The 13,930-nt window shown below is 64.9% G+C and carries 3 protein-coding genes; 1 reads left to right on the top strand and 2 read right to left on the bottom strand.

Annotated elements, in window-relative coordinates; translation table 11 throughout:
• Positions 1-73: 73 nt before the first annotated feature.
• Positions 74-1,273, top strand: a complete 1,200-nt coding sequence (gene chrA, locus C7441_RS13550) for a chromate efflux transporter (protein WP_109613317.1) — start codon at positions 74-76, stop codon at positions 1,271-1,273.
• 110 nt (positions 1,274-1,383) lie between these two features.
• Here the strand turns inward: chrA and C7441_RS13545 are convergent, their stop codons facing one another.
• Both C7441_RS13545 and C7441_RS13540 read right to left on the bottom strand, forming a co-directional pair.
• Positions 1,384-1,986: an invasion associated locus B family protein gene (locus C7441_RS13545; RefSeq protein WP_244916150.1), complete on the bottom strand. Its 603-nt coding sequence runs from the start codon at positions 1,984-1,986 to the stop codon at positions 1,384-1,386.
• A gap of 84 nt (positions 1,987-2,070) precedes the next feature.
• A complete protein-coding gene (locus tag C7441_RS13540) occupies positions 2,071-13,623 on the bottom strand; it encodes an autotransporter-associated beta strand repeat-containing protein (protein ID WP_210205646.1) in 11,553 nt (3,850 codons plus the stop codon).
• Between the last annotated feature and the right edge of the window lie 307 nt (positions 13,624-13,930).

Genomic DNA, 13,930 nt, shown 5'->3' with positions numbered 1-13,930 from the left:
AGCCCGTCACAAGGCTGTCTCCAATGGCACGTAGTCAACGGCGGCAATGACCATGCATAAAGCGAATTCCCCAATGGATCACAGCCGGCAACAGACACAAGGCAGCGTCGCCGAGGTTTTCCGCGCCTTCCTGAAACTCGGAATCACGTCGTTCGGAGGCCCCATTGCCCATCTCGGCTATTTCCGGGACGAGCTGGTGATACGGCGCAAGTGGCTGAGCGACACGGCCTACGCAGATCTGGTGGCGCTGTGCCAGTTCCTGCCGGGGCCTGCCTCCAGTCAGGTCGGCTTCGCGCTTGGCCTGATGCGGGCCGGCTGGGGCGGCGCGCTCGCGGCATTTCTCGCCTTCACGCTGCCGTCGGCCCTGTTCCTGCTCGTTCTGGCCCTCACGGCGTCGCATCTCGAAAACCTGTGGAGCCTGGGTGTCCGGCATGGGCTGAAGATCGTCGCGGTCGCCATTGTGGCGCAGGCGGTCTGGGGTATGGCGCGCAATCTGTGCCCCGACAAGGAACGCGTGGCGATAGCGGTAGCCGCCGTGATCCTGCTGGCCGTCGCGCCCGGAGCCGGCGGGATGATGGGAGCCATCCTCCTCGGGGCCGCCGCAGGTCTGGGTCTGGGTCGGGGGCAAGCAAGGACCGGTGCCCAACTGGCTGTTCCGGTCTCGCGCGGAGCCGGCCTGGTCGCCCTGGCCGTATTCGTGGCGTTGCTGGCTGGTTTACCCGTTTTGGCCGGTCTGGGTCAGGGTTTCGCGCTTGCCGACAGTTTCTATCGCGCCGGCTCGCTGGTGTTCGGTGGCGGGCATGTGGTGCTGCCCCTGTTGCAGACCGAAACCGTCGCGCCGGGCTGGGTCAGCAACGACGCCTTTCTCGCGGGCTATGGTGCGGCGCAAGCGGTGCCGGGGCCGCTGTTTACATTCGCGGCATGGCTGGGTGCCGTCATGAAGCCGGAACCGAACGGCATCGCCGGAGCGGCTATCGCACTTCTGGCGCTTTTTCTGCCAGGGTTTCTGATCCTGATCGGCGCGCTGCCGTTCTGGGATCAGCTGCGGCACAGGGTATGGGCTCAATCGGCAATGCAGGGCGCCAATGCGGCGGTCGTAGGCATTCTGGGCATGGCGCTCTACACGCCCGTATTCACCAGCGCTATCGGGGGATTGCCCGATCTTGCCGTGGCGTTGATCTGCTTCGTGGCATTGGTGGCCTGGAAGACCCCGCCCTGGGTCGTCGTTCTGCTGGCGGCGGCAGGCGGGGTGGCTCTGCGCTGGATACCGTAGCGGCGACTGCCGGCAAACCTACGCCCCGATCAAGGGATCGCTGCCATGGCGGTCGTCGCTGACAGCAATCCCTCACGCGCCCGCAGAAGCGCCGAAACCCGGCACTATCCCTATTTTCCTGCGCTGGCCGAGAGATCCGTCAGCCGCTGGAACGCCGAGGCAAAGCCTTTGAGCGAGATATCGGTTTTCACCGGCTGGCCGGAATTGGCGGTCATCAGCACGCTGGCGACTTCGGCCGCCTCGAACTTCTGGAGCGTTTCGGCCGGCAGTTCGATCTCTGCCACGCAGCCGACCGGCAAACATGTGCGATAGGGCGCACGCATCACTTCGTCGTCGGCGATGTTGACACGCACGCCGTCCGCCAGAAGCAGGCCGAACGGCAAAACGAGCGTTGCCTTGGCGCCGCCGGTGTCGGTCATGCCGATTGCGAACGTCAGCACGCGCTGGCGCGTCTCCTGCTGCAGCAGTTCCTGAGACATCTGGCAAATGCGCAGCGTCCGGTCGCCTTGCTGCTGGTTGGCGCATTGCACTGTCCAGGCATCATAGGTTTCGGACAGTGATGTAGGAGATTGCATGTCAATTGTTCCTTGGGCTTGGGCTTGGGCTGTAGAGGTAAGGATCGGCAGAGCGCCGATCAGGGCAACCAGGAGCTGCCGTGCAATTCGTGATCCAGTCATGTCTTTCGTACTCGTTGTAAACAGGAGGGCGTCCATCGTGGCGGCCCTCGCCGGCAGGCCCGGCTGATGGGTTGAGAAGCGCCGCGGCGGTGGGAACGCGGCGCCGGTTCAGCGAACGGCCTACCAGCGCATGCGGAAGCCGACCGTGCCGCCGATCGAGTTGGTGTTGTGGGCGTCCTTCAGGCTCCCATCCAGCCGTGCTTCGCCGTAAAGCGAGTATTTGTCATCGGCCCAGTTGAGCGTACCGCCAAGGCCGATGCCTCCGCGCAGACGGTCGTTCCTGCTTGAGAACGCGACCCCCGCCACGTCCACCTCCGTGGCTCCCGCAAAGCCATAGTAGAGATTGGCGATGCCGTAGAGATGGCTCGCCACCCGGCGCCCCTGCGTGTCGCGCCATTCGGCTTCGTGGTTGACCGCAATGCCGAGGCGCCCGGTCACATCGTGTCCCTTCCGCAGCGAGACTTCTGCGTCGAAGACATCATGGAAGCTGTCGAAGCGAACATCCGAATAGCTGAGCTGTGCCTGTGGCGTCAGCGACCAGCCGCCGCCAAGCTCGATGCGCTGGCCGGCCTCGATGCTGAGGCCGTAGCCCATGCCGCCATTGCCGTCCACCAGCTTGCGGCCGGCGGTGGCCGAGCGAAGGTCACTGTCATACCAGGTGATCTGGGCCAGGGCGTCCACATAGAAGCCGCTCTCGCCATACCAGGTCAGCGTTGCGCCCAGGCTGTAACCGGTCGTGTCGATGCTGCCTGTGCCGTAAGGCGACCAGACACTGGATGAGGCGGTGCCGTACTGGACATAGAGGCCACCGATGAAGCGTCCCGCTTCGTTCTGCGCGAGGAGGCCATCGATGCCCGTCTGGAATTTCCAGGTGTTGGCATCGTAGTTTGCACCGCTGGTCGAAACCTCCGGATCGAACTTCGCATGGGCGGCCTCGATGCGGGCCCAGATGCCGTTGCTGTCGGCGATCCTGTCTCCCTTTGCATCCGCACGCGTTCCCCAGACACGATTGCCGATGCGTTGCTGCAGGGTGCCGGTCTGGTTGAGCTCCTGCATTGCCGCGGCATAGCTTTCGTAGAGCGCAACGCCGGGCTGATAGAGCGGCGCTTCAGGTTGCTGCGGATCGAGCAGGGCCGAACGCAGATACCAGTCGCCATCGTTGGGCGAGCTCACGCCGCCCTTATAGAGCCGGTAGCCATAAGCGCCGCCCACCACCGCCTGCTCGCCCTGGAACTCGTAGTCGCCATCAAGCGTGAAGGTGCCGCTGGACGCGCCGCCCACATCGATGATCTTGATGCCTTCCACCGTCTGCGCGCCGAGCCCGCCGCGATTGGTAACGCCGATCTGCGTCGTGCCGGCTGTGGCGCCGGCGATCACGAGGCGGCCGGTGTCCGAACTGTCGTCGCCGAGCACGGCGGAGATTTCGACGCGGCCGTCATGGCCGGTATAGTTGCCCTGGATGGTGAGCGTGCCGACACCGTCATGGCCCACCGCGATCGTGCCGCTGTTGCTCGTTGCTCCGACCTTCCCGGCACCTTCCAGCCTGCCCCCCACGGCGACTGCCATTTTGCCGCCGAGAACACCGCTCACGACGAGCGTGCCGTCATCGACGGTCGTCAGGCCGCCATAGGCGCTGCTGTCGGCGGTCAGGGCCAGCGTACCGCTCCCCGACTTCGTGAAGTCGCCATTGCCCGAAAGCACCCCGTTGAGCGTCAGGCTGGTTCCGTCGTCGGTCAGCACCGTGCCATCGCCAGCGAACACGAGCGAGCGGTTGCTGGTCATGACAGCCGTCGTGTGCAGCGTGCCGCCATTGAAGGAGAGCCCGCCGGCCTTGTCGCCAAGCGCCGTGTCCGCAGCCACCTGCAAGGTACCGCCGGTCATCGACGTGCCGCCCGTATAGCTGTTGTTGCCCGTCAGGACGAGCGTGCCGAGATCGGCCTTCACCAGTTCGCCCGAGCCGGAAAGCACCGCCGCGATCGTCGTCGTCATGCTGATGCCGAGGCTCGTGCCGTCGCCGACGCGGATCACCGACTGCGAACCGGTGAGCTTCAGTTCGTCGCCCTCGATCCGGTAGCCGTCCACGGCGAACTGCATGCCGGTTGCCTCGACCTGGCCAAGGCTGTTGTCAACCGTGACGGTTCCGGCAGCACCGGTGAAGATCGCATAGGAGCCGTTGGCGTAAGGCGCGTTGATGTCGCCCGCCGCGTCGGTCCAGTTGTCGTTGCCGGCCGTGCCCTGCCAGATGCCGTCGCCACCGGCAACCTGGCCGTCGAATTTCGGCCCGGCATCGCCGTCCCAGTAGTTGAGCGCCAGCCCGGCGCCGTTGACCAGATTGATCTGGCCCGCCACCGAGGTTTGCAGGAACACGTCGCTGCCGGCGGGCATGGCGCCCAGCGCAAGCCCATTGTTGGTGAGCGTGCCGCCGTAATTGATGACGCGGTAGATGCCGCCGCCGAAGATGCCGCCAGGCGAGACGGAAACGTCCAGCGTGCCGCCGAGCGTCAGGTTGCCGCCGACATGGATGAGATCGTTGAAGCCGCCGCCTTCGACATTGGCCTCGCCGAACTGCATGGCAAGCTTCGAGCCGCTGCCGAGCGACAGATCGCCCTTGACGGTGAGCGTGCTGGCTGCATCGAGCGAACTGCCCGGCTGAAGCGTCGCGCCGCCGGCGACCACGACGTTGCCGCCGATGATGCCCGCGCCACCGAGCGTCGCGCCACTGGCGACATTTGTCACCCCCGTGGCCAGCGACTGGTCGCCGTTGACGAGCAGCGCGCCCGCATTGACCGTGGTACCGCCCGTGTAGCCGTTGGCCCCAGTCAGGATGGTGGTGCCGCCGCCGTTCTGCGTGAACGCGCCGCTGCCGAAGATCTTCCCCTTGAGCGTCAGCTTGTCGGACCGGTCAATCGCCAGCAGGCCGTTATTGACGATGTTTCCGGTGACGCTGCCGCCCGTGCCGCCATCGCCGAGTTGCAGCGTGCCGGCTGCTATCGTCGTGCCGCCGGTGTGGGCCGCGTCGCTGGCCAGCAGCAGCGTGCCACCGCCGGCCTTGGTCAGCATCCCGGCGCCGGAGATCGGATTGTCCAGCGTCAACGTCGTGTTGGTGGCGGTAAGGAAGCTCCCCGCGCCGGTCAGCACGACATTGCGCGTGGTTGCGAAACTGGTCGTGGTGTGCAGCGTGCCGCCGTCGAAGGTGATGCCGCCGGATGCCGCGCCGAGACTGGCGTCGGACGCAATCTGCAGCGTGCCGCCCCTGATTGTCGTGCCGCCGGCATAGCTGTTGGAGCCGGCGAGGACCAGGGTGCCCATGTCGGATTTGACGAACCCGCTGCCGCCGGCAAGCTCGGCGGTGATCGTGGCGGTCGCTCCCGCGCCACCCGTGGTTCCGTCGCCGACGCGGATCACGGTGTCGCCCGCGCCCACGAGATTGATGGTGTCACCGTCGATGACGTAGCCGTCGGTGATGAACTGCATTCCCGAGACGTTGACCGCGCCCTTGCCGGAATCGACGGTGACCGTTCCGGCATCACCCATGAACACAGCAAAGGCTCCGTCCGCAAAGGGCGCGTTGATCGCGCCGTCTTCGGTCCAGTTGTCGTTGCCGTTGTCGGGCGCAACGCCAAAGGCCTGCCAGAGGCCGTTGCCACCGTTGACAGTGCCGTCGTTCTTGGGGCCCGCATCGCCATCCCAGTAACGCAGCGCCATGCCCGCCGTGTTGACCAGGTTGACCTGCCCGGGGATCGAGGTCTGGACATAGAAGTCCGGCGTCGGGGCGTTGAGCCCCAGCCCGGTGCCGCTCAGCGAACCGGCATAGTTGATGACCCGGTAGATGCCCGGATCGAAGCTGCCGCCGGCAGAGGCCTGCACATTGAGCGTGCCGTTGAGCGACAGGTCGCCGCCGACATTGATGAGGTCGTTGAGCGGCCCACCCGGAACATTGGCCTGGCCGAAGCTGAAATTGAGATTGGATCCGAACATCAGCGACAGATTGCCATTGATCGTCAGCGTTCCCGGCGCGCTTCCGAGATCGCCAGGATTTACCGAAGCGCTGACGACGACGACATCGCCGCCGATCGTGCCGGCACCGCCGAGCGTGCCTGCAGGGCCGACGGTGGTGGGTCCGGTCGCCGACGACTGGTCGCCATTGATGTAGAGGCTGCCGGCAATGACGGTGGTGGAACCGGTATAGCTGTTGTTCCCCGTCAGCACCGTGGCACCGGGGCCGTAGTGATTGAGCGCGCCCGCACCGGAAATGACGGCGTCGAACCGGTAGTCCGCAGTATCATGGTTGAAATTGATGCGGTTCGTGCCCGCTGCCATCGTCACCGAAGCCGCATCCAGCCTGCCGGCACGAGCGAACGGACCGCCTTCCACTCCGCCGATGTTGAGGGCCGCATCGCCCGGCCCCATCGCAAGCGTGCCGTTGCCGGCCTTGACCACGCCGGCGTCAGCGATGGTGATCGAGCCCCTGGCGCCGCCCGTGACGGCATTGGTGATCGTCAAGCTGCCCGCCGTCTCGAAGCGCGAACCGGCACCGGTGACCAGCAGGTCCGCAGTCGGGTTGGCGACACCCACACCGACAAAGCCGATAACGGACGATCCCGCAGTCACGACGCCACCATCGGCAATAGTGACCGAACCCCTGCGGAAATTGAGAGCATTGGCGATTTCCCAGCGCGAACCCGCGCCGGAAACCGTAACCATACCGGTGGCCCCGGTCGGAAACTGGCCGCCGACAAGCACATTCGTGCCGGACGAAACCATCCTGCCACCGCCAAGAATGTCGACGGTCGCGGTTCCACCCAATCCGAATATCGCTGTTCCGGTCTGCGTGACCTGAGAACCGGGCCCGTCCACTTTGATCGTAGCGACAGACCCTATCCCGCTGCCCGCGATCAAGCCCGCGAAGCCAGCCTGCGCGCCGTTGCGCACCGTCAGGGTGCCGTTGTTCTGGTAGCCGACATAGGAGGTGCCTGTCGCGGCCGTCGAAAGCCGCGCATTGGCGCCGTCGAGAATCATATCGGCGGCATGAGCCGTGGTGCTGGCCAATGTCAGCCCTGACGTCCCGACGATCCGGCCCGTCAGCACCAGCATACCATTGTCCACCAAAGTTCTGCCCGTGTAGCTGCTGTTTCCGCTCATCGTCAGCGTGCCCGCACCGTTCTGGTACAGGTCGCCGGTGCCGGAAATGGCGCCGGCATAGGCGAGCGCATCGGAGCGGTCGAATATCAGCGTGGCGTTGTTGACGATATCGCCCGCGATGGACCCGGTGGTGCTGCCAAAACCGACCTGCACGGTTCCGTCCATGATCGTCGTACCGCCGGCGTGGCCGGCGTGGCCCGCCAGCAAGAGAGTGCCCGCACCGCTCTTGGTGAGCGCCCCGCCGCCGTCGATGTCCCCAAGGAGTGCCAGGATTGTACCTGCATCGGTGAGCAGCGTTCCTGCACCAGCCAGTGTCAGCTTTTTGACGGTGCCCACATTTGCAGTCGTATGAAGCGTGCCACCGTTGAAGCTGATGTCGCCCGTACCAAGGCTGGAATCATCCGCTATGCGGAGCGTGCCGCCATTGATGGCGGTGCCGCCGCTATAGCTGTTGGCTCCCACCAGCACCAGCGTACCGGCGTCGGTCTTGACCAGCTTCGAGGTGCCGGCAAGTACCGAGGCGATCGTCGCCGTCATGCCCGCGCCCGCTGCCGTGCCGTCGCCGACGCGGATGGTCGCATCCGTCCCGAGAAGCGAGATCATGTCGCCGTCGACGACATAGCCGTTGGTGGCGAATTGCATGCCCCTGGCTGTGACCTGGCCGAGGCCGTTGTCGACGGTGACGGTGCCGGCGCTGCCGGCAAAGATGGCGAATGTGCCGTCGGCATAGGCGGCGTTCACATTGCCGGTCGATTCCGTCCAGTTGTCGTTGCCAAGGCCGTTTTGCCAGATGCCGTTGCCGCCATTGACGACGCCATTGTTCTTGGGGCCGGCGGCGCCGTCCCAGAAGCTGAAGTCGTCGCCGCCCGCAAGCAGGTTGACCTGCCCCGCCACCGCCGTCTGGATGACACCGGTGCCGCTCGGCAGCGTGCCGACATTGAGGCCGTTGTCGGTCAGGGTCCCGGTATAGCTGATGATGCGATAGACGCCGGGACCGAAACTGCCGCCGGCGGTCTCGGACACGTCAAGCGTACCATCGAGCGTCACGTTGCCATTGACATTGATCGCGTCGTTAAGGGCGCCACCGACGGTGCCGGCCTGTCCGAATTGCATGGCAAGGGTGGACGAGGAGTCGAGCGTGAGGCTGCCGTTGATGGTCAGCGTACCCGCACCGTTGCTTCCCGGCGCGATGGTGCCGCCGAGGACGGCAACGTCGCCGCCGATGGTGCCCGTGCCGCCGAGCGTGCCGCCCGCGCGAACCGTGGTGAGGCCGGTTGCGCCGGACTGGTTGCCGTTGATCAGCAGGGTGCCCTTGTTGACGTTGGTCGCGCCGAGATAGGTGTTGGCCCCGGTGAGGATCGTCGTGCCTGAACCGATCTGGTCGATACCGCCCGTGCTTCCTGCGTCGGCGCGTGAGATCAGGCCGCCATACCCATAGGTGTCGGCGCGATTGAAGGCGAGCGAGCCGCCGTCGATCACGACATTACTGCTGAGCGAGCCTGTGGTTCCGCCATTGCCCAGCACCAGCCTGCCGGCATTGACGACAGTGTTGCCGGTGAAAGTATTGCTGCCGGTCAGCACCCAGGTGCCGCCGTCGTTCTTTGCAAGCGTTGTCTTGCCGGTGCCGGCGTCACCGATCGAGCCGGCCAGCGTGTTGTTGCCGGTATTGCCGCCACCGAGCGCGATGGTGCGGTTCTGGTTGTTGCCGGCAAGTGTCACCGGACCGGTATCGGTGAAGACGATGGCGCCAGTGCCCGAGGATTCAATGAAGGTCACGCCCGCCGAAAGCGTAAACAGCCGGTTGGTGGTGTCGCCTGTGCCAGTGTAGCGCAGCGTCGAGCCATTGCCGATTATCAGGTTCGACGCTGCGGCCGACGACGCACCAAGGCTCGAGGCCTGCCCGCCATCTGCCAGCTTGTCGACGCCGAGCACGCCGCCGCTGATGGTGGTGACGCCCGTATAGGTGCTGGTCTCGTTGCTCAGGATCCAGGTACCGGTTCCGGTCTTGGTCAGTGAAGTGACACCGCTGCCGTTGTTGGTCAGCCTTGCCGCAAGCTTGTTGTCGGCGACGTTCGTTCCGGTCAGCGTCAGCGTTTGCGCCGTGTTGGCCGCCGCGAAAGTAACCGGCGCGTTGCTGGTGAAGTTGATCGCGCCCATGCCCGATGCGTCGAGCGCATTGCCGCCGCTGGCGCCCAGCGTGAACTGACGATTGGTACTGCCGCCGGTGCCGATATAGCGCAGCGTACCGCCATTGATGACGAGATTGCTGGCGTCGGCGCTGGAAAGGCCGATCGAACTGGCGACGCCGCCATCATTCAGACAGGAGACCGCGAGTACGCCACTGTTGATGGTGGTGCTGCCGGTATAGGTGCTGCCGCAGCCCCTCAATTCCTGGATGTAAGTGCCGCTCTTGACAAGAGAACCGGTGCCGTTGATGGCCCCATTGAAGGCACCAGTTCCGCTCCCGCCTGTAGAAAGAGACAGCGTCGCGCCGCCCAGCGCGACATTACCGCCGACCGAACCGCCACCCGACAGATAGGCAAGGCTGGTGTCGAAGCCGTTGAGATCGAGCAGCGCACCGGCGACATTCGAAAGGGTCATTGCAGCGGGACTGCCCAGGGCAGTGCTGGAGTTCACGCGCAACGTTCCGCCGCTGATGGATGTGGCCCCGGTATAGGTATTGGCGCCTGACAGGACCAGCGTGCCCGCGCCTTTCTTTTCGAGGCTGCCGCCACCGACCGCCTGGCCGCTGAATTCAAGGGTTGTCGTGGCTTCGACGACGTTGATGCCGCCCCAGCCGCTTTGCAGGGTAAAACCGCGATCGGTGGTGACATCGCCGCCGCGATAGGCAAGATCTCCGCCGTTCAGGACGAGATTGGCCGAGGCCGCGCTCGACGCGCCGATGCCGCTCGCGTCGCCGCCATCGGCCAGGCAGTCGACACTCAGGTTCCCGGATATCGTGGTCTTGCCGGTGTAGTCGTTCTGGCAGCCGCTGATCACCTGCGTCCAGGAACCGCTACGGGTAAAACCGCCGGTGCCGGTTATCTTGCCGGTGAAACTGTTGGCCGAGCCGCCGTGGGACGTCAGCGTCTTGTTGCCCAGGTCGACCGTACCGTCGCCGAGCAGGCCGGCCACAGTGATGTCGTACCCACCAAGATCCAGTGTCCCGCTGCCATTGACCGTCATGAAGCCGCCGCCGGGACCGAAGGCTTTGGCCGAGCCCGCGCGCAGTGTGCCGCCATCGACGAACGTGGAGCCCGTATAGGTGTTGGTGCCCGACAACACCAATGTGCCGTCGCCTTCCTTGGTGAGACCGCCCGCGCCGACTGCCGTGCCGCTGATGGTGAGCGTGGTGCCGGCAGCGGCAACGTCTATGCGGCCGCCAGCACCGTCCAGCGTGAAGCCACGGTCGACAACAACAGTACCGCCCGTATATTGCAGGCGCCCGCCCGCGCTCAGCACAAGATTGGCCGAGTCGCTCGATGCCGCGCCAATGCCGCTGGCGAAACCGCCATTAGCGAGAGTATTCACCGACAAGGTGCTGGCGTTCGGCCCGCTACCGCCAGTCACGGTGGTGACGCCGACATAGTCGTTGGCCGCATTGGAAAGTACCAAAGTGCCCAGGCCCGTCTTGATCAGGCCGGCACTGTCCAGGCTCGTCACCTGTCCGGAGAATTCGATCGTCCGGGAGCCATTGACTTCGATCGTCGGTGCCACAGCCCCGCCATCGACAAGCGTGAAGCCGCGGTTCGTTGCGGTGTCCGTAGCGCCAACGTAGGCGAGCGTACCGCTTTCGAGGACGAGGTTGGACGCGTCGGCTGAAGCCGCTCCGATGCTGCTCGCGGAACCGGCGTTTGCAAGGCTGGTGATTTCCAGCCTGCCCCCGCTCAGCGTCGTCGCGCCGGTATAGGTATTGGCGCCGCTCAGCCGGACCGCGCCGGTCCCCGACTTGGTGAAGCGGGTGGCACCGCTGTTGTCGACGATCGCCGAGGCGATGGTGAAGCTGCCGCCGCCATTCTGATAGACGCCCAGGGTGCCGCCGCCGGAGCCGCCGGTCAGCGAGCCGCCGACAATCGACTGGTTGTTATTGCCAACGGTATCGCCGACGATGATCGTGCCGTCGATGCCGAGCGTAGCAGCGGCACCGATCGTCACCGTCGATGCTGCCGCAGCGGTATATTTCAGGCCGCCAAGCTGCTGATCAGCGCTGACTGTGCCGAAGAAGGGCGAGTTAGCCGCGCCGCCGGCGTCACTGATCACGTCACCGGTCAGCCAGGTGCCCGCGTCGTCCTTGTCGGTGTAGTCGCTGGCATCGAACGCCTTGATGACGCCGCCATCCACCTTGGCGTAATCGGTGCCATTGATCGTCGCCCAGCCGCCGAGGCTGCCGCTGTCGGTGGTGTAGGTGACGGTTCCCGTCGAGGCGAAATCGACAATGCCGCCGGTACGGTTGATCAGGCCCAGATCGACCGTCACGCTGCCGCCCGCCCCGGAGGTCGTGGCGATGCGGTTGCTGCCGGCACCGATGTTGAGACCGTCGAAAGTCTGCCCGTTGGCGCCGGTGCCGCCCTGAATGGCGAGCGTGCCGCCGGCCATATTCAAGGTCGAACCGGCCGAGATGATGTTGCTGGCCGGGGCTCCTGGCGCCGAGAAATCGAGCGTAAGCGTGCCGCCGCCGAGCGTCGTGTCACCGCTGTAGGTGCTCTGCCCGCTCAGCGTCAGCCCCCCCGCGCCGGTTTTGGTCAGGCCGCCCGTGCCGGTGATCGCACCGGCAAACCTCGTGCTGGCAGTGGTATTAACGCTGAGATTGCCCGCTCCAAGCGCGATGGTGCCGCCGGTGCCCGAGAGGGTCGGTGTGAGCAGATCGTGGCCGCCCAGATCGAGCGTGCCAGCATTGACCGTCACGCCCGTGACCGTACCGAATGCCGTGGGGTTGGCGGCGCGCAAGGTGCCTCCCAGCACTTCGATGGCGCCTGTGCGCGCGGAATTGTCACCGCTCAGCACCCATGTGCCGGCACCGCTGCTGACCAGCTTGCCAGTGCCGGAAATATTACCGGACAAGGTGTTCGTGCCGGTGAAACTGCCGCCCAGCCCCAAGCCGTTGGCTGAGCCAGGAGCCAGGGTCACGTTGCCGCTTAAGCCCAGCGCTCCGGTGCCCTCGTTCTGAATGCTGCCATTCGAGGTAATCGTCCAGTTGCGGTTGCTACTCGAGGCGGCGCCCGTATAGCTCAGCACGCTGCCGGAATAGAGGGCGATGCCGCCGGCCGTACCTGTGCCAAACGAGCTGACGGTGCCGATGTTGGCCAGCGATCCGGCGCGCAGGGTGACGGCGCCGCCGGAACCGATGCTCGTTGTTCCGCTGTAAGTGTTCGCATTGCCCAGCGTGATGGTGCGCCCGACACCGCCACCACGGAAAGCCATACCGCGATTGCCGAGGCTGCTGATTTCGCCGAGCAGTTCCATGTCGGCGCTCTGGGCCACGAAGGACATGCCGGTGCTTACCGAGCCGATCGCGGCAATGTTACCGGTCAAGGTCAATGTGCCGGTGCCATCGTTGATGAAGACGTTACCTGATGTGCCGCCGCTGGTCGCAAACTCCCAGTCGCGGTTGGAACTGTTACCACCGCCGGTATAGTGCAGCCAATCCTGGTACTGGTTCTGCGCGGTGAAGCGTATCGTTTCGCCCGCACCCAGCGAACTGGCCTCGCCAACATCGCCGACCGACGTAAAATAGGCATGGCCGTTGACGAAAAAACTGGCCTGGCCGGTGAAATCGTTGGCGTCATTGCTGAGTGTGACGCCGTTGACGGCGGTCAGGCCGCCGGTGCCGGTGAAACGTGCAGAGCCGACCCCGGCTCCGCCGATGCTGGTGTTGCCGCTACCCAACTCAACAACTCGGTTGGCGTCCAACGCGCCGGAAGCGGTGAGTGTCGTGCCGTTTGTCGTCACGATGCGGTTCGCGGCCGCGCCGAGTGCCGCATTACCATTGACGCCGAGCGAACCGGCCAGCAGGCTGATATCGCCGGTGAAGGTGTTCACGCCGTTCAAAAGCAACTGGCCCGCGCCAGCCTTGGTCAAGCCGGAGGAACCCGCGATCACCGAATTGATGGTGCTCGTTCCAGTGCTGGTTATCGTTGGCGTCGTGCCGCCCAGCGTCAGGACGCCGCCGGTCAGCGTATAGCCGCCAACGGTAAAGGTGAGGCGGTTCGCGCTGATCGGCGAGCCGAGCGTCACCGTGCCGGCTGTGCCGCCGAAAATCGCATTGTCGGCGAGGTTATTACCCCAGGCGGTGTAGGGACCACTGACGCCGTCGCCGCTCGGACTCCAGAAACCTGATGTCAGGTTCCAGGTGCCTGTGCCGCCGCTGCCGATCAATGTGGCATTGGCGTCCCAATACCGGTCGGCGGCGGCCGCCGTACCTACCGCCAGGCCTGTCGCGAGAGACAGGGAAAGCGATCGTCTGGAAATCCAGCAGACGACTTCGGCGACGTTCGCCGCATAGCTGGCGACCTCACCCTTCCATTTGGTCATGCGTCCGCCGCGTAGCAACAGGGACCGGCCGGAACGGTTGCGCGAATCATTTGCCGACATATCGAATCGAGCCCGCCCCGCCAGAGAGGCAGCTTTCGCGATTTCCTGTTCCATGCCCCCGCATTCTCCTTAAATACAGCGCGCGAAATCGCCTGTCTGTTGCCCAGGGCGCGCATGGTAAAAAACGCCCCGATAAGGGGTCTGGATATCTAATGAATTGAAATCAAATAACTTTTTTACGAATACAATGCCGGCAATCGGCACGGCTCGCCGACGCAGGCAAGGGTAATAGGCGCATAAACCACAT

It is taken from the genome of Pseudaminobacter salicylatoxidans, assembly GCF_003148475.1.
Classification (GTDB): domain Bacteria; phylum Pseudomonadota; class Alphaproteobacteria; order Rhizobiales; family Rhizobiaceae; genus Pseudaminobacter; species Pseudaminobacter salicylatoxidans.
Note: the sequence above shows the minus strand (reverse complement) of the source record. Positions and strands in the feature narration are given on the sequence as shown.

Excerpts from the sequence above, each read along its gene's own strand:
- chrA (WP_109613317.1), top strand. The coding sequence starts at position 74 with ATGGATCACAGCCGGCAACAGACACAAGGCAGCGTCGCCGAGGTTTTC.
- C7441_RS13545 (WP_244916150.1), bottom strand. The coding sequence starts at position 1,986 with ATGGACGCCCTCCTGTTTACAACGAGTACGAAAGACATGACTGGATCA.
- C7441_RS13540 (WP_210205646.1), bottom strand. The coding sequence starts at position 13,623 with ATGACCAAATGGAAGGGTGAGGTCGCCAGCTATGCGGCGAACGTCGCC.